At 47.1% G+C, this 23,365-nt stretch carries 23 protein-coding genes; 8 read left to right on the plus strand and 15 right to left on the minus strand.

From position 1 onward, the window contains the following. From ABJ081_08085 to ABJ081_08095, 3 genes are all read left to right on the plus strand, one after another. Positions 1-294, plus strand: coding sequence for a DUF3144 domain-containing protein (locus tag ABJ081_08085; protein MEP6356626.1), 294 nt, complete (start codon positions 1-3; stop codon positions 292-294). Positions 295-1,282: 988 nt separating this feature from the next. Further along, on the plus strand, positions 1,283-1,408 hold the full coding sequence (locus tag ABJ081_08090) for a hypothetical protein (GenBank protein MEP6356627.1): 126 nt from the start codon (positions 1,283-1,285) through the stop codon (positions 1,406-1,408). Between the two features lie 234 nt (positions 1,409-1,642). Continuing rightward, positions 1,643-2,530 (plus strand): formyltransferase family protein, encoded by an 888-nt coding sequence (locus ABJ081_08095; protein MEP6356628.1) that lies wholly within the window; start codon positions 1,643-1,645, stop codon positions 2,528-2,530. Between the two features lie 58 nt (positions 2,531-2,588). Here ABJ081_08095 and ABJ081_08100 read toward each other — a convergent pair whose 3' ends face one another. Both ABJ081_08100 and ABJ081_08105 read right to left on the minus strand, forming a co-directional pair. Then, entirely contained in the window at positions 2,589-3,251 is a 663-nt protein-coding gene (locus ABJ081_08100) for a DUF3306 domain-containing protein (GenBank protein ID MEP6356629.1), read from the minus strand. Positions 3,252-3,257: 6 nt separating this feature from the next. Continuing rightward, positions 3,258-3,818, minus strand: coding sequence for a DUF3305 domain-containing protein (locus tag ABJ081_08105; protein ID MEP6356630.1), 561 nt, complete (start codon positions 3,816-3,818; stop codon positions 3,258-3,260). A 141-nt stretch (positions 3,819-3,959) separates the two neighbouring features. Here ABJ081_08105 and ABJ081_08110 point away from each other — a divergent pair, with 141 nt between their 5' ends. After that, the gene (locus ABJ081_08110; protein MEP6356631.1) at positions 3,960-5,990 is read left to right on the plus strand and encodes a 4Fe-4S dicluster domain-containing protein; all 2,031 of its coding nucleotides are present in this window, start codon (positions 3,960-3,962) and stop codon (positions 5,988-5,990) included. Between the two features lie 89 nt (positions 5,991-6,079). Here ABJ081_08110 and ABJ081_08115 read toward each other — a convergent pair whose 3' ends face one another. From ABJ081_08115 to ABJ081_08170, 12 genes are all read right to left on the minus strand, one after another. Beyond that, positions 6,080-6,415, minus strand: coding sequence for a hypothetical protein (locus tag ABJ081_08115; protein MEP6356632.1), 336 nt, complete (start codon positions 6,413-6,415; stop codon positions 6,080-6,082). A 17-nt stretch (positions 6,416-6,432) separates the two neighbouring features. Continuing rightward, entirely contained in the window at positions 6,433-7,476 is a 1,044-nt protein-coding gene (locus tag ABJ081_08120; GenBank protein MEP6356633.1) for a DUF6352 family protein, read from the minus strand. Then, positions 7,473-7,952, minus strand: a complete 480-nt coding sequence (locus ABJ081_08125; protein MEP6356634.1) for a DUF6505 family protein — start codon at positions 7,950-7,952, stop codon at positions 7,473-7,475. Before ABJ081_08125 ends, ABJ081_08120 begins: the two co-directional genes overlap by 4 nt. Continuing rightward, the gene (locus ABJ081_08130; GenBank protein ID MEP6356635.1) at positions 7,949-8,677 is read right to left on the minus strand and encodes a biotin/lipoate--protein ligase family protein; all 729 of its coding nucleotides are present in this window, start codon (positions 8,675-8,677) and stop codon (positions 7,949-7,951) included. The genes ABJ081_08125 and ABJ081_08130 overlap by 4 nt, the downstream gene beginning before the upstream one ends. Positions 8,678-8,682: 5 nt before the next feature. Next, positions 8,683-8,877: a DUF6494 family protein gene (locus ABJ081_08135; GenBank protein ID MEP6356636.1), complete on the minus strand. Its 195-nt coding sequence runs from the start codon at positions 8,875-8,877 to the stop codon at positions 8,683-8,685. A 35-nt stretch (positions 8,878-8,912) separates the two neighbouring features. Next, on the minus strand, positions 8,913-9,050 hold the full coding sequence (locus tag ABJ081_08140) for a hypothetical protein (protein ID MEP6356637.1): 138 nt from the start codon (positions 9,048-9,050) through the stop codon (positions 8,913-8,915). Beyond that, entirely contained in the window at positions 9,047-10,444 is a 1,398-nt protein-coding gene (locus ABJ081_08145) for a c-type cytochrome (protein ID MEP6356638.1), read from the minus strand. The genes ABJ081_08140 and ABJ081_08145 overlap by 4 nt, the downstream gene beginning before the upstream one ends. A gap of 2 nt (positions 10,445-10,446) precedes the next feature. Continuing rightward, positions 10,447-11,622 carry a formate dehydrogenase subunit gamma gene (locus ABJ081_08150; GenBank protein ID MEP6356639.1) on the minus strand — a complete coding sequence of 392 codons (1,176 nt, stop codon included), beginning with the start codon at positions 11,620-11,622 and terminating at the stop codon, positions 10,447-10,449. Positions 11,623-11,779: 157 nt separating this feature from the next. Then, positions 11,780-12,376 (minus strand): formate dehydrogenase FDH3 subunit beta, encoded by a 597-nt coding sequence (gene fdh3B / locus ABJ081_08155; GenBank protein MEP6356640.1) that lies wholly within the window; start codon positions 12,374-12,376, stop codon positions 11,780-11,782. Positions 12,377-12,389: 13 nt separating this feature from the next. Beyond that, entirely contained in the window at positions 12,390-15,254 is a 2,865-nt protein-coding gene (locus tag ABJ081_08160; protein MEP6356641.1) for a formate dehydrogenase subunit alpha, read from the minus strand. A 97-nt stretch (positions 15,255-15,351) separates the two neighbouring features. Beyond that, positions 15,352-15,543: a twin-arginine translocation signal domain-containing protein gene (locus ABJ081_08165; protein MEP6356642.1), complete on the minus strand. Its 192-nt coding sequence runs from the start codon at positions 15,541-15,543 to the stop codon at positions 15,352-15,354. 95 nt (positions 15,544-15,638) lie between these two features. Continuing rightward, positions 15,639-16,253, minus strand: a complete 615-nt coding sequence (locus ABJ081_08170; GenBank protein MEP6356643.1) for a molecular chaperone TorD family protein — start codon at positions 16,251-16,253, stop codon at positions 15,639-15,641. Between the two features lie 311 nt (positions 16,254-16,564). On the opposite strand from ABJ081_08170, the gene ltaE reads away from it, so the two are divergent. The 4 genes from ltaE to ABJ081_08190 are packed head-to-tail and all read left to right on the plus strand — an operon-like array spanning position 16,565 to position 21,357. Continuing rightward, positions 16,565-17,617, plus strand: coding sequence for a low-specificity L-threonine aldolase (gene ltaE, locus ABJ081_08175; GenBank protein MEP6356644.1), 1,053 nt, complete (start codon positions 16,565-16,567; stop codon positions 17,615-17,617). Positions 17,618-17,664: 47 nt separating this feature from the next. Then, positions 17,665-18,132 carry a (2Fe-2S)-binding protein gene (locus tag ABJ081_08180; protein MEP6356645.1) on the plus strand — a complete coding sequence of 156 codons (468 nt, stop codon included), beginning with the start codon at positions 17,665-17,667 and terminating at the stop codon, positions 18,130-18,132. A 45-nt stretch (positions 18,133-18,177) separates the two neighbouring features. After that, entirely contained in the window at positions 18,178-20,544 is a 2,367-nt protein-coding gene (locus ABJ081_08185) for a xanthine dehydrogenase family protein molybdopterin-binding subunit (protein ID MEP6356646.1), read from the plus strand. A gap of 12 nt (positions 20,545-20,556) precedes the next feature. After that, positions 20,557-21,357: a xanthine dehydrogenase family protein subunit M gene (locus ABJ081_08190; GenBank protein ID MEP6356647.1), complete on the plus strand. Its 801-nt coding sequence runs from the start codon at positions 20,557-20,559 to the stop codon at positions 21,355-21,357. Positions 21,358-21,433: 76 nt separating this feature from the next. On the opposite strand, the gene shc is transcribed toward ABJ081_08190, so the two are convergent. Beyond that, positions 21,434-23,347: a squalene--hopene cyclase gene (gene shc / locus ABJ081_08195; GenBank protein ID MEP6356648.1), complete on the minus strand. Its 1,914-nt coding sequence runs from the start codon at positions 23,345-23,347 to the stop codon at positions 21,434-21,436. Positions 23,348-23,365: the final 18 nt, after the last annotated feature.

A 23,365-nucleotide genomic window follows, 5' to 3' on the forward strand; every position in this document is an offset into this window, starting at 1 on the left:
ATGAGCAAAGAAGAAGGTAATCGCGAAGAACGGCGTGCAGCGCGAGCCGAGGGCAAGCTTGATACGGCGGCCTTTTTGAAACTGGCAGATGGTTTCATCGATGTGGCTAATCGCCAAAATCAAAAAGTACAGGCGACAGACTTGCAAATGGCATTTCTCTTTGCGGCCGCGCGTTATAATTCTCATGTGGCTAAGAATGTTTTGGAAGTGGATAATCACGAAGAGTACGTCAACAAAATGATGCAAACATATGGAGAAATGCTGCGCAATCATCTTGCTGATCCAAGTACGTAAATAATTATAATAATAACTTACATAAATATCAGACATAGTGTTCAGCAAATACTGTCAACCCTTTAATGAGGGCTATGTATAAGTTTGACTCTTTATTAGGATTTTTGTATTTATACAAGCCATCTAAGGTCATTAGATAATTGGAGGATAAAATGACTAAGAAAACATACCAAAAGCCAACTTTAACAAAGCGCGAAAAACTTGAAGATATCACGGCGCTTTCAGAGAAAGTCGTCGGTCCTGTGGCATCGGGTAAATTTGCTTTATAACAAACTCTTTGAGTTGGCCCTTCCGGTGCCGACTTAGCTGAAATGAACAAACGCTGGATTTGGGTGCTCATCATGGATGGTCACCCAAATCCAAGGCGATGATTAGAAATCATCTGGCCGTTTCAAGCATGTGATGTGTTATGTCATGTTGCTATATAGAAATTAAATATAACAATAACTTACATAAATATCAGACATAGTATTCAGCAAATACTGTCAGCACTTTAATGAGCGCTATGTGCAAAGTTTGACTCATTTCTTTGAGTAAAATATAAAATATAAAATATAAAATATATTACAGGGGAATAAAATGACTAAGAAGACATACCAAAAGCCAACTTTAACAAAGCGCGAAAAACTTGAAGATATCACGGCGATTGTAAAGAACGTCGCTCCTGTGGCATCGGGTCTCGTTTCAGTTAGTTAAAATGCTTGAGTTGGCCCTCCGGTGCCGACTTAGCTGAAATGAACAAACGCTGGATTTGGGTGCTCATCATGGATGGTCACTCAAAACCAAGGCGATGATTAGAAATCATCTGGCCGTTTCAAGCATGTGATGTGTTATGTCATGTTGCTATATAGAAGTTAAATATAACAATAACTTATAGAAATATCAGACATAGTATTCAGCAAATACTGTCAGCGCTTTAATGGGCGCTATGTGCAAAGTTTGACTCATTTCTTTGAGTAAAATATTAAATATATTACAGGGGAATAAAATGACTAAGAAAACATACCAAAAGCCAACTTTAACAAAGCGCGAAAAACTTGAAGGTATCACGGCGCTTGTAAAGAGCGTCGATCCTGTGGCATCGGGTCCCAGTTCACTTGTTAATGGCCAATAAAGTGCTTGAGTTGGCCCTCCGGTGCCGACTTAGCTGAAATGAACAAACGCTGGATTTGGGTGCTCATCATGGATGGTCACTCAAAACCAAAGTAGTACGTTTAGACGCAAATAAAAGGCATAAAATCTGACCATTAGTTGCTCTCCAAAACATGACTTCTCATGCGCATTGGTTTGTGAATCTGACTATCTTGGCCAAAGTGCCTATGAAGCGCTCCTCGCAAATGGTTTTCATGTGCCGTGTATTTGGAGCGTAAAGGCGGATGATTTTTCTAGTAAATCGCGCCTTCGGCTGGCATTCAGTTCAAAAAAACGAAGAAATAAATATTCATTCGTTTTGCATGCCAAAAACAACAACTGCAAAATAATTGATATTAGCGCGCGCGGCGAAAAATGCTTGCAAGAGGCGCTGTCGCATTCTCAGCAACCTGATATGATTTTAGTTGCGGGATCCTCAGTTATTTTTCCAGCCGCTTTTTTGAATGGTTTGACAATACCGATCATCAACATACATCCAGCCCTGCTGCCAGCGTATCGGGGGCCAGCTCCTTCCCATGCATTAGTGCTGAATGATGATGCCGATAATTTTGGTGGAATGACCGCGCATTTGCTTGTGTCTAAAATTGATGCGGGCGCGATCATCAAACAATATAAAGTGGCTTTGTCTGATTATCCCACTATTGCTGCTTGGACGCTTGCTGCTACACGGCGCTGCGATGATTTGGTGCGTGATGGCATTATTCCTTATCTGCAGGGTCAATTGACCCCGACACAACAAGATGAACAATTGGCCAGTTATCACGCACTGAAAGATGTGCCACAGTCGATTTCAGCGGATATGTCTTTAGCCGATGCTGAAAACTTCATCTTAAAAGCACCAGAAATTTATACTCATACAAAAGTCGATTTTGTTGATGCAAAAAATCGCACTCATAGTCTTCGTGTCATTGGTTCGCTGAAAAAACGGGGACTGCCGACGGGAATGCCCGCGAAGCGTGGCTTTAATCGGCTTGAAATGGACCTGAGCGATGCGAGGGTATCGTTCAGGCTTAACCATCGTATGCGGCGTTGTTGGGAAAAAATCAAACGCTCTTTATCATTGAGTAGGTCAAATAAACATTGACCATTGCAAATCAAAAAGGATTTGTTTTGGTATCTAGGGCGTGCCCAAGCGTCTGTGATTAAGTATCAAACTGCAAGCGTTGACGCAGTGATACGCGGGGTCGTTCAATCGGGACTTCTTCTAAGGCAAGCTCACCATCATCAAGGGCAACAATGTCAGGCATTTCATCATTAGTCTCTTTGGCTTCAGCCAAGGCTTCTTGCTCTTTCTTATAGGCTTCAGCTTCAGTGTTTAGCATTTCGTCTTCATCGTCTTGAGCATCCTGCGCAACTGCTTCCAGCTCTTCTTCGCTTTCTGTGTCTTCCTCTTCAAAAAGATATCCTTTTCCGATGCGATAAGCGGATTCGAATTTTTTCAAAATGAGGGCAGGGTCTGCGAAATTATCATCATAATCACAAAGACCATCAACATTGGCCAAGATCGGGTTTGACCGCCATAAAATACGCATGGCTTTTTGTCTGAGAAGTGATGGCACACCGTCTTTGAAATAGGCAGAAAAGTCAGAGTCATATTTCAATGATTCAAGATCAATGGCTTCGGCAGCTAGTTTATTAGCTTCAAGTTCTGCGGCGCGTTCTTCGCTTATCTCAGAAGGAACATCGCTGGCTGCTTCCTCAGCAATCTGCGGGCTAACATCAAGTACTTCTTCGCCAGCGGCCACAGCTTGTTTGCGCTTAGACCAACGCGACATAAACCCTTCGTTGTTTTCTTGTTTTGTCATTGTCGTTTAATGCCGTGTTGTTGTGGCAAAAATAGGTGACTTGCCAAATTTATGCTCATCAATATCGAGTTTATCGCGGCGACGTTTTATGAAAACCTCTTCTTTATGATGCTCTTGTACGAATGCTTTTATCCACTCGAATATGGCCGATGGCATAGGCACTTTTTCGATTATATCTTCTGATGTATCGAGATAATCTTGAGCGTCATAAGGCGAAGCTGTAACCATATGCGCCTCAATTGGCCGACCTGTAGGATCATCATTTTCACGCAAAACCACATAAAGATGAGGAGCTTCATTCTCAAGGTTCATTTTGAATGCTTCGGTTTCTTTGCGATGAAGAACCAGCTGTAATGTGGCTATATGGTAGTGAGTCCAGTCTTCGCCTTCTTGGAGCGTCACCCAATCATCAATGAGGGCGGCACCTGGAATAACCTCAACAGGTTTCCATATCCAATCCCCCCACGGGTGCTTGGATTTTCGTTTCTCAATGACAATACCAAGCGGGATTTTCATCTCACGCTTTGTTATAATATCATCCACATTTTCAAAAGCATCAGTGCTCACATTCAACTCCTCCAAGAGCATTGTTACTATACTAGCTGTAAGAAGCTCCTTTTGTCATCAATTATGAGTATGTGACTCTAGGCTAATTGCCAAATTGGCCAAGTCGTGATTGTGTATGTTGTGATATTTTGGGAGGAATTCATGGGCGATCTGCCGCGTGTGCTTATTTGTAATTGTGAAAAGACCATGGCGCTTGATGGCAAAGTTATCGGTGAAGCACTTGGTGTGGATGAGCTTAAAGTTCATACTAATTTGTGTCGCCGTGATTTGTCTGCTTTTGAAAAAGAGGCAAGCGCTGAAGGGCAGCTGATTGTTGCCTGTACACAAGAAGCTCCCTTGTTCTCTGAAGTCATTGATGAAGCTGGCTTGGGCGCTGATGCGCGCTATGTGAATATACGCGAGCGGGCCGGTTGGTGCGAAACATCTTCTTCCGCGAATGCAAAAATTGCAGCTCTCATTGCTGAGGCAACACTGGATAGTAAGCCTGCGCGTCTACGATCAATTCAATCAGATGGTCTGTGTCTTGTTTATGGTAAGGGCCAAGAAGCGCTTGAGGCCGCGAAATTACTGTCGCCTCGTTTATCTGTTACCTTGATTTTAAGCGATGCAAGTGACGTTATATTGCCGCAAGTCCTTGATTTTGCAATATATCAAGGCACATTGAAAAATGTATCAGGTTCCTTGGGTGGCTATGATATTACAGTAGATAATTACGCGCCATTGGTGCCATCTTCACGCAATGAGCCAGCCTTTGTGATGGCCAAGAACGACGCAAAATCACGTTGTAGCCTTATCCTTGATATGAGCGGTGAACCTGCCATGGTGTCGGGGCACCACAAGCGCGATGGCTATGCTCATGTTGACGCAGCTGATCCTGCGGCTGTGATGCGGGCAATCTTTGATCTAAGCGATATGGTGGGCGAATTTGAAAAGCCGATTTATGTCGATTATGACGCTAATATTTGCGCCCACTCACGCAATCAAAAAACGGGCTGTTCCAAATGTCTCGATGTGTGCCCTGCGGGCGCCATTGGGGAAGATGGCGATCATGTTGCCATTGATCCACTTATTTGTGGCGGCTGCGGCTCCTGCCATGCGGTTTGCCCAAGCGGTGCCATTTCTTATAATTACCCAAACCGGCAAGATATCATTCAGCGCCTTTTCACATTGTGTGAAAATTATAATAAGGCAGGTGGCGAGAAGCCTGCACTCCTCGTGCATGATGAAGAATATGGCTCACCACTGATTGACGCTGTATCGCGCTTTGGGCGTGGCCTGCCGGATAATGTTATCCCTTTCGCCGTACATTCAACAACCGTGTTTGGTCACACAGAAATGCTGGCCGCTTTCTCTGGCGGTTTTGGATCAATTGTATTTTTGAACGACCCACAAAAATCGGAAGAACTTGATGGGCTTGAGGTCGAGATCAATCTTACCGAATCTATTGCTCAATCCTTGAAAATAGAGGGAAGCATCATTTCTTCAACAAACCCAGATCCTGATGCGCTCGAAGAGGTGCTTTATGGCTTGGAGGTGGCTGATTTGCCGGTTGCAACTTTTGCTGCAGTTGGCGAGAAACGTGCGCTGACTCGTCTGGCAATTAGCAAACTTGCTGAAAATTCGAACATCGATGCGCCGATTGATTTACCAGAAAATGCACCCTATGGCCGTGTCAATATTGATATTGATGCTTGTACTTTGTGTATGGCTTGCGTTTCAGCCTGTCCTGCAAACGCGCTTCTTGATACACCTGATACGCCGCAGCTTCGCTTCGTTGAACAGGCCTGTGTGCAATGTTCTCTTTGTGTCAAAACATGCCCTGAAAAAGCACTCTCGCTTGAGCCGCGCTTTGATTGGACAGCAGATGCCATGCAGCCGATCACACTGAACGAAGAAGAGCCATTTGAGTGCGTTCGATGCGGCACTCCTTTTGCAACAAAATCAACAATCGATCGCATCTCGAACCAATTGGCTGGCAAGCATTACATGTATGAAGGCGAAGAACGCGCAGAACTGCTTAAAATGTGCGGGGATTGCCGCGTTGCCGTACAAGCTGAAGGTGGGAAAGATCCTTTTGCCTCAGGCGAGCGCCCGCGCATTCGTACCACTGATGATTATATTGAAAGCGACAAGCAGGGTCTGTCAGTGGATGATTTTCTGATCAAGCACTAAAATTAGAGAATGATTGGCGTTTATCCGGCCTTAAATTCTCGGCATGAGGCAAGCGAGATAGCTCGCTTGCCATTAAATGTGCCTTACGCTTAGCCCGGGTTTTGCGAATGACAAAGCGAGCGGGCGCGGCTTGCGAATTGTTCAGCTTGATGGTCATTGATAACACCGTCAGCTTTCATCTGGCCGACATGACCAACACGTTCCTCAAGACAGGCTGCTAAAGCTGGATTGTCATTTTTGACGCGCTGTTCACCGGCAGTTTGCACGATAGGTGTTTTCTCGCCATCGGTAACAGAAGTGTAGAATTCTTTGATCTCAGATTCCCAGTTGATGAATAGGAAAGCCAAAGCGCCAACGCCAATCGCTAAGCCCAAAAAGCGAGCACAGTTACTATGAATAAAACGGTTTTCTATTGCAGCAGTCATTTTTTCCCCCCAGTGGCTCAGCTATCTCTTGCGCGTATCGGCAAGTTAGTGAGTAAATTTTGTGGTTTCAATTTAACCTCATTTTGTGCATTCACCGCAAGCCCTAGATAGACAGGTTTATCCCCAACTGCGGTGTCTGCGTCGTTTTTGTTCAAGAAAATGAGGCTAAAAAGACCAGCGATCCGTGTTGTGGTTGGATCGAAGTCGATTTCTCCCTCATATAATCCATTCAGATAAGCGGTCGCTGTTGCATCAAGGCCGATATGCCATCGCCACGTTTCATCCTTGATGGATTGCAAAGGTTGAACCCGAGTTCTGATCTTGAAAAAATGCGATACCCATTTCTCAATAACGCGGGCAAAAGCATCATTTGCCGGTTCAGTGAAGCGGAAATCAATGGCCGTATCAAAGCGATCTGAGCGTTCAAAATAAGTATGTTTGTTTTCTTCACTTAAAATATCAAGTGATACATCGCGAAGCGGGGTGCCACTTTCTGCAATCAAGGCACCCAATCCACCAAGCCCACCGTCTTTTTGGCGCAGATCAAGTATCTCGCTGTCAGCAAACATCAGTTGCCCATCTTCCGTAGTCACCTTTTGATCGCGAAAGAAAATTTCGGCGGCGCGAAGCTGCATGGGGTCTTCACAACCATCCATTACATTGCGCATAATCAAATGGGTCAACTGGTCGATAAACAGGGGCGGTATGGTTATCTGTGTGCCGGTTTTGAACAGGGCTGCATAGGCCGCTTCAATACTGCCGTGATCCACCAAAAAGTCGCGATAATCGAGAATGATTTGATAGTTCTGGCGCGCGGCTTCATCTTTGATGGTTTTAATATCTTCAGCGCTAATCGTCACAAAGGGATCGGCCATCAGCATTTCAAAAAGTCGATGCTCATCAGCGCACGATTCTTCAACAGGGTGGATTTCCGGTCGTGTGTAATAAGCGCGCAAAAGATCGGCCGTGATGTTTAACCAGCCATCAGCATTTACACTCACAAGATGGAAGCCAGCAGACTTCCAAAAAACAGGTTCGGTTGTTTGGCTGTCGGTTTTCATTCTTCTACAATCTCCCATACGCGGGTATGTAACGGCTCTGATGGAGGCGTGATCGTTCTATATTCTTCATGAATTTCACCAGCATCATCGAAAAACCGACGTACCGTAAACACAGTATTGATGGGATGTTCAGCGCAAAGATCGGCAATGAATGTCAGTTCATTTTGCGCGATGGGTAAGGCGGGTGTCAGAGCTGGTGCACCATAGTGTTCGACAAAATGTAGACCCAGTGCTTCCACCAGCTTTGCTTGTGTATCTTCATCAATTTCGCTGACCGTTGCAAAAGTGGAGCGGCCAAAGCTTTCCAATGATAGAAAGCCATTAGTGAATGCCTGTTTGGTTTTGCCTTTGAGGTCATCTTCGCTCGCATTTGAAAAGCTGAACGCTCCAGAAATAGCCCATTCATCACCTTCAGCGGTTATGTCATAGACATTGTTGTCTGTCTGGTCGAAGTGGATGGTCTTCAGGAGTTTCATTCAACATGCGCCATGATTGTTGTATCAAGTCCATCAGTAACTGCTACGAGCTGCGTTCCGCCATCATGCTTTAAAAGCAGATTGGCGCTTTCATCGAGCCCAAGAAAGGTGCCGTCGATATCGGTGATGGAAAGGGCATGACCTTGCACCATACGGCCATCAAGCTGAGTGAGAACCGGCTGAAAGCCTTCTTCATCCCATGTATGCATCCAGCTCATGAAATGCCGTGCGGTTGAATCCAGCACCATCATGGCATCAAGGTCACCGCATCCTTCATCCCAAAGTGTGGTGCGACTTTGGTCAAGGCCGGGATCAATGTTGTCCGCTGTTGGTCTGACATTGATATGAGTTGAAATTACCATGAAGCGAGGATAACCATCCACGTCATCCTCTTCGCTCAAAATGGCACGAACACTACCAATTTCGGCCCCATTGGCTAGAATTTTATTCGGCCAGTGATGAGTAATTGCTAGCTCTGGTGGCCCGATGGCGCCGATGGCATCACCGAGCGCTACCATTTGCACAAAAATCATGTCGAGCGCTTTTGTGCGGTCAACCTCTGGCTCCAGCACAACGGCATAATCTAGCGTATCGTTATCGCGCAGCCACAAAACATCGCCTGCGCCATATTTACCCTTTAATGCTCCAGCCGCTGCTTTGCGGGCAGGGCTTTGACCAACCTTCAATTCATGGCTGGTAAGCAGAGGCGGAAATTGTGGTGTCATCTTACTCACGAAAGGTCAATTTGACCTTCAACCTCATGATTGAGATCGGTTCCCTCAGCCGTCAAAACAACTTTGACATTTAGTTTGGAACGACCAGCAAGATCAGCTTCGCGCACGATGCGTTCTATTTCTTGTTGTGAGGTGACACCCACCTGCTTCAGAAACTTACGCATAGACATATTGAATGTATCGTCTGACATGACGACTCCTTAAAAGAATAGTTTTGTGGTTGGTCTTAGTTGCTTAAGCGAACTGAACCATTAGGTGATGTATAGCTTTCACCTGAAGACTTGTTGAACTGTGATTGTAGGGCAAAGCCTGCGATCACCGAGATAAGAAGCATTACTGCGATACCGCTGAGTACTGAATTCATTGTTTTTTTCCTCCATTTACACCCGCATTTTTATTCTCTTTAGGTGCGGTTGCTATACGCAGAAACTCTACTAGTTCTGCGCGTTTTTCAATCGATTTTAATCGTTGTATTGGCATTTTTGTGCCAGGTACCATGATATCTGGCCCATCGTCAAAAAGTTGAGATATTGTATCTGCATTCCAGATAATTGACGAGACCTTTAAAGCGTCTGAATAATCGTAGCCAACTAAGGTGCCAGCCTTGCGTCCAAAAACATCATAAAGAGTCGGACCAGCACGATTTGCTCCATCAGGTTTCAATGTATGACAGACAGAGCATTTTCGTTGAAATTCAAGTTGGCCGATATTTTCTGAATCAGAAAGCTGAAACCGTCGCGGGAATTTACTCTGTACGGGTTGAAAGCCACTATTGTTACTAAAATCATGGAAGCTTGCAAAATCATCTAGCCCCACATGATAAAGTGCATCCTCATTACCCGTGAAAGCAAGACCCCAAACGGGACCAAATGACCCGGCAGCTTCACGCTTAGGTTTCATCGTTTCAGTTTCATACAGATGGATGAAACCCGCCCCATCACCCGATGCAATGGTTTTACCATCTGGAGAAACACTGAGCGATAAGACCGGACGGTCATATTTATCTATCTGATTTGCTTCGCCAACTTTAGTGAGATCAACGGCACTTAAGGTGCCATCCAGTGCACCAAAAACCAGTGACTTATCATTTTGTGCCATTGCCAGAACATTAATGCCCCAGCCAAAGTTATATACGGGATCGAGAAAAGCGCCGCTGGCCGCATCCCATGAACGAATGGTGCCATCATAAGAGCCGGTATAGACAGTTTGCCCATCGGCTGAGAATGTGACCGCATTGACATTGCCGCGATGGCCTTCAAGGCGTGCGATTTCTGAGCGGCTTTTGATATCAAACAAGCGGGCTGTTCCATCCCATCTCGCTATGGCGGCGCGCTTGCCATCAGCGGATACAGCAACATCGAGAACTTTATCGCCGGTATCATTAAGTTTTGCGATGATCTTTCCACTTTGAATATCCCAAACAGCAAAGCTGCCGTCGTCAGACACGGAGACGATTTCATTTGTATTCGGAACAAAACTCACATCATTCACAGCCGCATCGTGACCTGAAAGGCGGTGGCGAATTTTCGCGCCATGGATCGTTAAATCCCAAACAATGATGCCGTAATCGAAAGAGGCGGTGAGGGCCGTTTTACCGTCAGAAGAAATGCTGATGGAACGAATAGGACCGCCGTGCCCCTCAAGCTTAGAGGGGAAAGTTTGTTGCGACAGCGCTCGTTGCCCCATCGCGAGGCTGAGTGCGGTGGCTATAACCACCGCACTCAAGTTTTTGAAAAAAAGGGCAAGCTTTTGAGACAAAGCTATTCTGCTGGTTGAATCGTTTCAGTGCGTGGCTGACTTTCAACCTTAGCATCTTCTTCTTCAACCCACAGGCTGTGATGCTCCATTGCCCATGTGCGATCAACTTTACCATCACTCATGGCTGCAAAAGCACCCTCCATACCCACAGAACCGATATAGATATGCGCGATGACAATGATCACCATAACAACTGACATTATGCCGTGCCATAACTGCGCGAATTGCTGCTCTTGAATACCAGTCAATACGGCGGGAAGTTCGGTCCCAAATATTGAATTGATGGCTCCAAAAGTGCCTGCAAAATAGCTTGTTGTGAAGGGGAATAATAAAGCCCAGCCAGACAAGGACAAAGAGACTCCGCCTAAAATAACCATCCAGAAAATGATTTTTTGACCGGCATTAAACTTCTTAGCCGCAGGATGCGCACCACCAAGTATGCCGCCACCTTTCAAGAACCACATGATGTCACGTGGGTGTGGAATGTTGTGGCGTATCCATGTAATTGCGACCCATACTAAAGACACCATAAAGGCAAAAGCTACATAGTTATGAGCAAGCTTTCCGTAGACTGTAATAGTGGCGAAGGCTTCTTTGCCGAGAAGTGGTATAAGGAGTTCGCGACCATAGACGAGATTGAGGCCGGTCAAGGCTAGAATAATGAAACTCGACGCAAGCAGCCAATGGCCCATACGTTCTATCCATTTGAAACGCAAAATCGTCTCACCGGACGGGCCGCCATGGCCAATGCGGATGCGCCCGCGCAGACCAAAGAAAATACCCAAAAGAGCGATCATGCCCAAGATGCCCCAAGCTGAATAGGTTGGAAATGCGCCGTTACGAATGCGCAGCCAGTCCATGCCATTCGTCTGAATAGCCGTCTTTGCTGCTGGATTTCTATCGGAAACTTTACCCGTTCCACCGCTTTTTAATGTGCGCCATAAATCAGAATCAGATGTTACTCCTTGGGAAGCACCCGGTACCGTACCTTCTATCGGGCTCGGCTCTTCAAACTTATTTTGTTGGGCTGAGCTGATTGAGGTCATTAAGGTGAGGGCGCCAAGCAAAAACAGCGCTGCCATCATCCAAATCATAAGTTTTTTAGCTTTACCATCATCCTGTTTAGTGATGGCTTTTGCATGCGATTTTTCAGCACGCCAATTTTTGTAATGTGTCACAGGCTTCTCTCCCGTTGCTAGGGTTTTCACCCTGCAATCTATTATATATCCCTGAGATAAAAAGGCGGCTCCTCGTATTTTGAAAAGCCGCCTTCTTGATGCAGTTAGATACTAACCATAATTCTTGGCGTTATGGTTTAGTGTCTAATGGCGCTGATTAGCCACCTGATCTTTGACCATAGGCTGTGCCCCAACCCCATGCGCCTGAACCGAAGCCACGAGCGACGACGCGCTCACGATAAACGGCAGAGACCACATCGCCATCACCGGCGAGAAGGGCTTTAGTGGAACACATTTCAGCACAAAGTGGCAGTTTGCCTTCGGCAAGACGGTTACGACCGTATTTGACGAATTCGGCTTGGGACATATCTTCTTCTGGGCCACCGGCACAGAAAGTACATTTGTCCATTTTACCACGAGTTCCGAAATTGGAAGCCTGCGGATATTGCGGCGCGCCAAACGGACACGCATAGAAGCAATAGCCACAACCGATACAAAGGTCTTTTGAGTGAAGCACTACACCGTCGTCTGTTTTGTAGAAACAATCTACAGGACAGACAGCAGAACAAGGTGCATCAGAACAATGCATACAGGCGATGGAAAGTGACCGTTCACCCGCTTTACCGTCATTCAATGTGACGACGCGGCGGCGGTTGATCCCCCAAGGCACTTCATTTTCGTTTTTACAAGCTGTGACACAGGCGTTGCATTCGATGCAGCGTTCAGCGTCACAAAGGAATGTCATTCTTGCCATTGTAATCTCCTCCTTACGCGGCTTCGATGCGGCAAAGCGTACATTTGGTTTCTTGCATCTGCGTTACAGAGTCATAACCATACGTTTGTGCCGTGTTGGATGCTTCACCAAGAACATATGGATCCGCTCCTTTTGGATATTTGTCGCGTTGATCAACGCCTTGGAAGTGACCACCAAAGTGGAATGGCATGAAGGCGACGCCTTTTGCCACACGTTCGGTAACCAGTGCCATGACTTTGACTTTCCCGCCTTCTGGACCATATAGCCAGACTTGCTTGCCATCACGAATACCAAGATCATTGGCATCGCTTGTATTAATTTCGACAAACATGTCCTGCTGAAGTTCAGCAAGCCAAGGGTTAGAACGAGACTCTTCACCGCCACCTTCATATTCAACAAGTCGACCTGAGGTCAAAATTATTGGGAAGTCTTTGGAGAAGTCGTTCTTCTGGATCGACGCATATGCAGTCGGCAAGCGATAAGCCTGACGATCTTCATATGTTGGATAGTCTGCAACCAGATCGCGACGGTTTGTGTAGAGTGGCTCACGATGGAGCGGAATTGGATCTGGGAATGTCCAGACCACGGACCGCGCCTTCGCGTTACCAAACGGTGCACAACCATGCTCGATAGCAACCCGCTGGATGCCGCCTGAAAGGTCGGTTTTCCAGTTGGTTTTCTCTCCAGCAACAGCATCGATCGCAGCGCGTTCATCTGCTGTCAGGTCACCATCCCAGCCAAGTTTTTGCAACATAGCCATAGTGAACTCTGGATAGCCATCCTCAATGCCTGAATCGACGGACCAAGATCCTTCAGCAAGAAGGTTATCGCCATCTTTTTCAACACCAAAACGAGCACGGAAGGTAAGACCACCTTCAGCAATAGATTTGGATGGATCATAGAGGATTGGTGTGCCTGGGTGACCCATTTCAGCCGTACCCCAACATGGCCATGGCATACCGTAGTATTCGCCATCAACCGGACCACCAACAGCCTGAAGCGTTGTGCGATCGAATGTATGCTGGTTTGCCATATGCGCACGAAGACGCTCAGGCGACTGTCCTGTGTAACCAATCGTCCACATACCCGCATTGATTTCTGCGGTGATGTCTTCAACCAGCGGCTCGTCATTTTCCACTTTGATGTTTTTAAACAACTCATCGGCGAAACCAAATTTCTTCGCTAATTTATAAGCGATAACGTGGTCAGGCAGAGATTCGAACAATGGATCAAAAACTTTCTCACGCCACTGAATAGAGCGGTTTGAAGCGGTGATAGAACCATAAGTTTCGAACTGTGTTGAAGCTGGCAGAAGGTAGATGTTGTCTTTCTTCTCACTCATCACAGCAGACATTGTCGGATAAGGATCAATCACGACGAGAGCGTCGAGTTTTTCCATGGCTTTCGCCATTTCCGGCAGACGTGTCTGTGAGTTAGGTGCGTGACCCCAGAAAACCATACCGCGAACATTTGTCGGCTGGTCAATCTTGTCAGCATCTTCGAGTACGCCATCAATCCAGCGAGATACTGGAATACCTTTGCCTTCCATTAGATCTTTGGAAGCAAAACGGCCAAGCAAGTAGTCGTAGTCTGTGTCCCAAACACGTGCCCAATGTTTCCATGAGCCAGTTTTCAGGCCGTAGTAACCAGGCAATGTGTGTGACAGAACGCCCAAATCAGTCGCCCCTTGAACATTGTCATGACCACGGAAGATGTTTGTGCCGCCGCCGGCTTTACCCATATTACCAAGAGCCAGCTGCAAGATGCAGTAAGCGCGGGTGTTGTTATTACCGTTGGTATGCTGAGTACCACCCATACACCAAATCACGGTACCTGGACGGTTTTGCGCCAATGTGCGCGCTACACGATGAAGCTGTGAACCTGGAACACCTGTAACACGCTCAACTTCTTCAGGATTCCATTTTTCAACTTCTTCCTTGATTTGATCCATACCCCAAACGCGTTGACGGATGAATTCTTTATCCTGCCAGTCGTTTTTGAAGATGTGGTGCAAAATACCCCAGATAAGGGCCACGTCCGTACCAGGCCGCATGCGCACATATTCATCAGCGTGTGCAGCCGTACGCGTGAAGCGTGGGTCACAAACGATGATTGGTGCGTTGTTTTCTTCTTTTGCTTTAAGTAGGTGCAAAAGAGAAACAGGGTGTGCCTCGGCAGGATTGCCGCCAATCACGAAAATAGAACGTGAATTATGGATATCATTGTAGGAGTTTGTCATCGCACCATAGCCCCAAGTGTTCGCAACACCTGCAACTGTGGTTGAGTGACAAATACGAGCCTGGTGGTCGACGTTGTTTGTGCCAAAATAGGCAGCAAACTTACGAACCAGATAGGCTTGTTCATTACTATGCTTAGCAGAACCGAGCCAGTAGACAGCATCCGGGCCGCTTTCTGTGCGGATTGAATCGAGTTTGCCACCAACCTCTTCGATGGCGTCATCCCAACTCATGCGTTCCCATTTACCGCCGACTAATTTCATCGGATATTTTAAACGGCGTTCGCCGTGAGCGTGTTCACGAACAGAAGCCCCTTTTGCGCAGTGAGCGCCAAGGTTAAATGGTGAATCAAAGCCCGGCTCTTGGCCGACCCATACACCATCTTCAACTTCAGCAACGACAGTACATCCCACTGAACAGTGACTGCAGATCGATTTTACGACCTTTTTGACTGATGCTGATTGTGCTTCCGCCTTTTGAACGGAACCGACCGTAATCGCGCTAGCAGCAGCAATGCCGCCGACAGCGAGACCTGACCGTCTCAAAAACGCCCGGCGATCTAAGCCGGTGTTTGCCAGTTCTGCAATGGCAGATGACAAACGGGGGCCATTCGCAACCCCACCTGTCTTCTTCCTAAGCATGTTTCCTCCTAATGGTTCTATTGTTAGAACCGGTTTTCTTGTGTTTCGATATCCAGCCTTTTAAAAGGCCAAACAATAAAGATGCCGCGAATAGTTCCTAGAACCGCGACAGCTCATATACTTTCTTCACATGATCGCTTTCACGATACCCAGATCCATGGATCTTTGGCTCTTCCGAAGCTTGCGCCGTAGTACCGGTTACAGCAGCAGCGCCGCCGACCAGTGTTCCCACACTTGCCATCTTGAGAAAGCTACGACGATCACTCGTCATTTCTTCTTTATGTGCCATAAGCACCTCCTCTATTTGATGCCGTTTTGTTCATTTTCGGTTTCGTTCAAAACCGAGATAAGGTCTGCATCTACCTCATCAATCCAAAAACAGCCTCACTCCATAGAGAAGGCTGCTTTTTCGATCTCCATAAATAATTGACCAATTCTCCCAACTGGCCTGTAAAACTGTGCGGTTTCCGCTTTTTCTAAATCTTTGAAGAAATGCGGAGCCCATGACGCGATATGTTGTTCGAAAAATTCTTTTTGTGTTTTGTCGTCAACGACGCCAGCAAAATTGCCTTCAATAAGGCCTGCCATCATTTCCATCAGCGAACCGATGTTATCTTCTGGCTCTTTCACGTCATCAGAGCGCTTGATATTCAGTTCACGCATAGCTTTGCGCAATTTGGCGAGCGGTTTTTCGTTCAAAAAGCCAGTTAGATAATAAGAACCATAGGGAACAAGCTCACCACGCCCCATTCCAATGAATAAATCACTGTACTCGCGGCAGATGGATTTTTTGTTGTGCTTATCGGTTTGTGCGGCCAAAGATTGGAAGGCTTTGCCAAGCTCACTATCATCACCCTGCAAACCACGAACAACAGAAATAATTTCTGTTGAAGGCTCGCGAGCCAAGAGATGCCCTAGCAACGTGTATAACTGCGCGCGCAGTTTATCTTCGTCGCTCACGTTTTTCCGCTCATGGGCCATGGCTGCATTAGTCTGCATTATTTAAATTCCTCCACCTAATAGAACATCATATTTTACCAATAGATGCAATTGATAGGGGTGATTATACATTTATATTAAATCTATATAAAACAATAGCTTACCAAAAGTGAATGCAATATGCATTTATTTTAATCAAAAAAATATATTAAATTTTCAGTGTGCGTTGCAGCATTTTCTTTGTGCGTCGCAACTTTGTTGAGGCGCTAATTACTTATTGAAATTTTGATGGTTGACTATTGGGCTTGCGCTACGGAACGTAACGGGCCATGCATTGGTGAGCCTAAAGTAAGCGAGAGGAGATTTGATGTATGTACAGCAGTAAATCATATAAAACTGATGAAAGCGTCATTGATTTTCGAAGCGATACTGTGACGCGCCCGTCAAGTGAGATGCGTAAAATGATGGCATCTGCTGTCGTGGGCGATGACGTATATCGTGATGACCCGACCGTAAATACGCTTGAGGAAAGGGTGGCTGAACTTCTTGGAAAAGAAGCTGGGCTTTTTGTCGTCTCGGGGACGCAAAGTAATCTCATAGCTCTTCTGACGCATTGTGGTCGGGGTGAAGAATATATCAGCGGTGATGCCTATCATATTGCGCGTTATGAAGCGCAGGGAGCAGCAGTTTTAGGTGGTATTGCGCCTTTTCATTTGCCAGTTGATGAGCGCGGTGGCTTGAGCGCTGAAGCGGTCAAAGGAGCCATCAAGGAAGACGACCCGCATTATGCTATTACCCGCACAATTTGTTTTGAAAATACAGTCTATGGTCGTGTGCAAGATCAAGCGGGCATTGATGAGATTGCTGCTCTTGCTCATGCACACGAATTAAATACGCATCTCGATGGTGCAAGATTGATGAATGCGGCCGTTAAATCCAATCAAAAGGCAAGCAGTCTAGTTGAAAGCGTTGATACGGTTTCCTTGTGTTTATCCAAAGGCTTAGGGGCACCCATTGGTTCTGTTCTAACCGGTCCACAGGATTTTATAGAACGCGCACGACGCAACAGAAAATTACTAGGTGGTGGCATGCGCCAAGTAGGTGTTTTGGCAGCATGTGGCCTTTATGCATTGGACAACAATATTGAGCGTCTTGCCGAAGATCATCGGCGTGCTACTGACCTTGCAGATGTACTCGCACGTTTTGATGCTTTTAAGGTGGAGCGCGATCGCGTGGACACGAATATGGTCTTCGTCAAGCTTGATCCAACGCATGTAAAGCCGCTTTATTCTCACTTGCAAAAATCTGGAATTATATTTGGAGCGCCGAAGGAGACAATACGGCTAGTTACACATCTTGATATCGATGACGCTGCAATTGAGACGGTTGGCAAAGTAATACGGGAATATTTCCTTGCAATTTGATGTCGCTTTGTTTCAAATTAAAAAAGTCAGAATTTAGGGAGGAATTGATGACGACTGTTTCGATGAAAGTAAACGGGGAGACACGTTCGGCGAATGTTGAGGATAGAACGTTGCTTGTTCAGTTTTTACGAGAAGATTGCGAACTGACAGGCACGCATGTTGGCTGCGACACCTCGCAATGTGGTGCTTGTGTTGTGCACGTGGATGGTAAGGCCGTAAAGTCTTGCACCATGCTGGCCGCTCAAGCCGAAGGCGCTGAGGTGACAACAATCGAAGGTTTAGCCGATGGCGCAGAGTTGCATCCTATGCAGTCAGCCTTCCGTGAGCATCATGGGCTTCAATGCGGCTATTGCACGCCCGGCATGATAATGGCCGCGGTTGATATGGTGAAAAAACATGGAAGCCCGCTCGATGAAGCGACAATTAGATCAGAGCTTGAAGGTAATATTTGTCGATGTACTGGTTACCACAATATCGTGAAAGCGATTAAAGCCGCCTCAGAGGCGATGGCGTAACCAGAGATATAATTTTAAAGTCCATTCAAATCGGGAGGATGCGATATGGCAGTTGACGGGATTGGCGCACGTACGTTGCGCAAGGAAGATAAGCGGTTCATTACAGGGCGCGGACAATATACAGATGACATCACATTGCCGGGGCAGCTTCATGCAAGCTTTGTACGTTCCCCCCATGCTCATGCGAAAATAAAAAGCATTGATACAAGTGCCGCCAAAGCGATGGACGGAGTGATTGATGTTTTGACCGGCGATCAATTGGTCGCTGACGGCATTGGTAATATTATCTGTGGTTGGATGATCCATTCAAAAGATGGCTCGCCTATGAACATGGGCGCATGGCCCGCCATGGCACCAGAAACAGTGCGCTTTGTGGGCGAGGCTGTTGCGATTGTCATTGCCAGAACAAAAGAGATATCCAAAACGGCGGCAGAAGAAGTGCTGGTTGATTGGGATGTTCTGCCAACGGTTGTCACCACAGCGGACGCCTTGGCTGATGGTGCACCACAGATTCACCCCGAAGCGGCAAACAATGTGATTTACGATTGGGAAATTGGCGATCAGGCAGCAGCAGATGACGCGATTTCATCGGCAGCGCATGTGACCCGTATGGAAATTACCAATAACCGTCTGGTTCCAAACCCGATGGAACCACGCGCGGCCAATGCTTCTTATAATCCGGCTGAAGATCACTATACGCTTTATACAACCAGCCAAAATCCTCATGTGGCGCGGCTTGTTTTATCTGCATTTTATAATGTAGCTCCCGAACACAAGCTGCGGGTCATTGCCCCAGATGTTGGCGGTGGTTTCGGCTCTAAGATTTATATCTATCCCGAAGAGATTATCTGTCTTTGGGCCAGTATGAAAATTGGTGGCAAGCCAGTGAAATGGACATCGGATCGCACAGAAGCGTTCCTCACAGATGCCCATGGACGTGATCATGTCTCAACTGCGGAAATGGCTTTTGATGCGAACAATAAGATCACAGGCTTGCGCGTTAAAACAGAGGCAAATCTCGGCGCTTATATGTCGCTGTTTTCGTCTTCTGTGCCAACCTATCTTTATGCAACGCTGCTTTCCGGCCAATATAACATTCCCAATATCTACGCGAACGTGCTGGCGCTTTATTCCAATACTGTGCCGGTCGATGCGTATCGCGGGGCAGGGCGTCCTGAGGCGTCTTATTTGCTAGAACGGATGATGGAGACGGCGGCAGGTGAACTGGGTGTTGATCCAGCTGACTTGCGCGAGGCGAATTTCATTCAGGAATTCCCGCATCAAACACCTGTCATCATGTGCTATGATGCTGGTGATTTTAATGCATCCATGACAGCGGCAAAACAAGCCATTGATTATGATGGTTTCGCAGCCCGCAAAGCAGCAAGTGCGGCTAAAGGGAAACTGCGCGGCATTGGCTTTTCTTGTTACATTGAAGCCTGTGGTATCGCACCGTCAGCAGCCGTTGGCTCGCTCGGTGCAGGCGTCGGTCTTTGGGAAAGCGCGGAAGTGCGCGTTAATCCGGTCGGCACCATAGAAATACTCACTGGCTCTCACAGTCACGGGCAGGGGCATGAGACGACATTTGCACAAGTTGTGGCAGAGCGTTTTGGTCTTCCCACCGACAACATCCAGATTGTTCATGGCGACACTGACAAAGTGCAGTTTGGTATGGGGACCTATGGATCACGTTCTGGTGCTGTTGGCATTTCTGCCATCGTCAAGGCGCTTGATAAGGTGGAAGCGAAAGCGAAGAAAATCGCCAGCCACCTACTTGAGGCCGATGAAGGCGATATCGTGATTGAAGATGGAGAAGTGAAAGTCTCTGGCACTGATAAGAAACTTGGCTGGCATGAAGTCTGTCTTGGCGCTTATACGGCTCACAATCTGCCTGAGGGCATGGAGCCGGGCCTGAAGGAAGGGGCATTTTATGACCCAACCAATTTCACCTTCCCGGCAGGTACTTATATCTGTGAGGTGGAAGTCGATCCTGAGACAGGTGTGAGCGATATTATAGACTTTGTCGCAGCTGACGACTTTGGCAAAATCATCAATCCGATGATTGTTGAAGGTCAGGTGCATGGTGGTCTTGCTCAAGGCATCGGACAGGCCCTTCTGGAAGGGGTCACATATGATGACAGTGGCCAGCTGCAAACAGCTTCTTATATGGATTACTGTATGCCACGCGCAGATGATTTGCCTGATTTTCAGGTATCGCACCACGAAACACTATCGCCGTCCAATCCACTCGGCATCAAAGGCTGTGGTGAGGCAGGTGCCATTGGTTCTCCGCCTGCGGTCATCAATGCGATCACCAATGCAATCGGTAATAATGATTTGAGCATGCCCGCAACCCCACAAAAAGTCTGGAACGCTATTCAGCAAGTGGCAACGCGCGACGCGGCTGAATAAGGGAGAGTATCAATGTATGAAACCAAATATCACAAACCCGAAAGTGTCGAAGCTGCCACAAGCGCAATGAATGCGGCGGACGATGGAAAATTTCTCGGTGGCGGACAGACATTAATTCCGACAATGAAACAGCGCTTAGCAGCGCCAAGCGATGTCATCAATGTGGGCGCTTTGAGCGAGCTACAGGGCATTTCATCAAATGGAACGGATCTGACAATCGGCGCAGGCACAACCCATGCGAATGTCGCCAGCTCCTCTGAGGTGCGCGATGCCATTCCAGCATTGGCCGCGCTTGCCGGCGACATTGGCGACCCACAGGTGCGCAATATGGGAACATTGGGTGGCTCAGTTGCCAATAATGATCCAGCCGCAGACTATCCAAGCGCTGTGCTTGGTTTGAATGCAACCGTAAACACCAGTAAGCGCGCGATTGCCGCCGATGAATTCTTTGATGGTATGTTTGCAACCGCATTGGAAGAAGATGAGATTATTATCTCGATCACATTCCCAAAGCCAAAGCGGGCTGCTTATTCAAAGTTTGATAATCCTGCATCGCGCTATGCGATCGCTGGTGTCTTTGTTGCTGAACTGAGCGATGGCTCTGTTCGCGTTGCCGTCACAGGAGCAGGCTCTGATGGAGTTTATCGTGAAAGCGCGATGGAAGCAGCGCTTGCATCAAATTTCTCAAGCAATGCTATAGCGGATATCATGCCTGATGTAGATGATTTGATGTCAGACATGCACGGTAACGCAGACTACCGCGCGAACATCGTAAACGTGATGGCAAAGCGCGCTGTAGCAAAAGCGGGCTAGCGATAAACAAAATATATTTAGAAAAAACAAAACCCTGATGTAACTGTCAGGGTTTTTTATTGAATCACTTGGAGAATCATATTCCCCATTTCACGTCGCGATCATTGGAAGCCATAAGGTTTTTATAACGTGCTATAGCCCATAGCGGGAAATAAGCCGCATAGCCGTGGTATTTCAAATAGAATACTTTTGGAAAACCCGTTCCCGACCAATATTTTTCTTTCCAGCGCGCGCCTTCTTTGGGGGCATGAGAGAGATAGGCGATACCGTTGCGAACACTGTTGTCTTCCGTTTCTCCGGCAGACATCAGCCCCATCAATGCCCATGCTGTTTGAGAGGCAGTGGATGCTTCGCGGTGGCCTTTGAGCTCAATATTATAGGTCTCGAGGCCTTCACCCCAGCCTCCGTCCTCGTTTTGTTGTTCTTTCAGCCAGGTAACCGCTTTTTGGATATAGGGCTGCTTCATATCTTCGCCAGCGCCCTTCAGTGCGACCAGTGCTGACCATGTGCCATAAATATAATTTGCGCCCCAACGACCAAACCATGAGCCGTCTTTTTCTTGCTCTTTTTTGATAAAGGCAACGCCCTTATTGATGGCTTTAGCATAGCGCACACGGTCCACCTGTGCCAAAGCACCGACGCAACGCGCGGTTACGTCAATCGTTGGCGGATCGAGCAGGGCGCCATGATCGGCAAAAGGAATATGGTTCAAATAATAATGTTCATTTTCCGGCTCAAAAGCTCCCCAACCACCAGAGGAGGATTGCATCCCCAAAACCCATTCGCAGCCCCGCTCAATCGCTTCATTATAGTCTGGGCTGCCTTGCCTATTCATGGCAAGAATAACAACGGCTGTATCGTCCACATCGGGGTAATAGTCGTTTTCATATTGGAAGGCCCAGCCGCCGGGGCGTACATTGGGTCGACGCACGGCCCAGTCGCCTTTAACGTCGAGTATCTGACGGTCTTTCAACCAGTCAAGAGCCGCTTTTAGCTTGGGGTCATCTCTATCACCAGATTCCAAAATGGCGTGCGCTGCAAGGCATGTGTCCCATACAGGTGAAAGACATGGCTGATAGTATATCTGTTCGCCGCGATCAGTGAAGAGTTTTTCTACAGCTGCGCGCGCTGTTATCATGTCTGGATGATCTTCCGCATATCCTAGGGCGCGATAGGCCATCACCGTATTGGCAATCGCAGGATAAATAGCGCCTAAGCCATCATCACCATTGAGACGATTTGTAAAAAACGTAACGGCTTTATCTATTGCTTTTTGCTTGCCAACTTTAAGTGCACTTGGCTCGATCTTACGCAAGAATTTGTCGAGTTGTAAAAAGGCAGAGCCCCAAGGTGAACCAGTATGATTGACGTTATAAACTTTGTGTTCTTCAGGTGGCAGCACGAATAGCTCACTGATGTCTCGCCCTGTCGGATTATCCCCTTTTGCTTTCAAAGCAAAAAGCACAAGAAGAGGAACAAGAACGGTGCGCGCCCAATAAGACATTTTTGAAATGTGAAAGGGGGACCATGTTGGCTGCAACATCATTTGTACAGGCATGACAGGAACAGCACGCCATGGCACTTGTTCAAAGAGAGCCATTGCAATACGGGTGAATACATTAGCCGTGGCAGCGCCGCCTTGATCTAAAATCCATTCGCGGGCGCGGGTCATGTGCTCGCTATCAATGTCATCGCCAATAAGCTTCAACGCCCAATAGGCTTTGACACTGGCAGATACATTGCCGATGCCGCCATGAAAGAGCGGCCATGACCCATCTTCATTTTGTAATGCGCGGACATATCGCCCGATTTTCTCTTCACGCGGGGCATCAATTTCACCAAGGAAATGACGTAACAAAACATATTCCGATGGAATGGTGGTGTCGGCCTCAAGCTCAAATACAAAATGCCCGTCGCTTTGTTGTTCAGCCATCAATGCGGAGCGCTGGGTTGAAACAACCGCGTCAACATCTTTAATATGTATTGTCATATTCGAACCTTGGGCCAC

Source organism: Hyphomicrobiales bacterium, assembly GCA_039989895.1.
Lineage (GTDB): Bacteria > Pseudomonadota > Alphaproteobacteria > Rhizobiales > JACESI01 > JACESI01.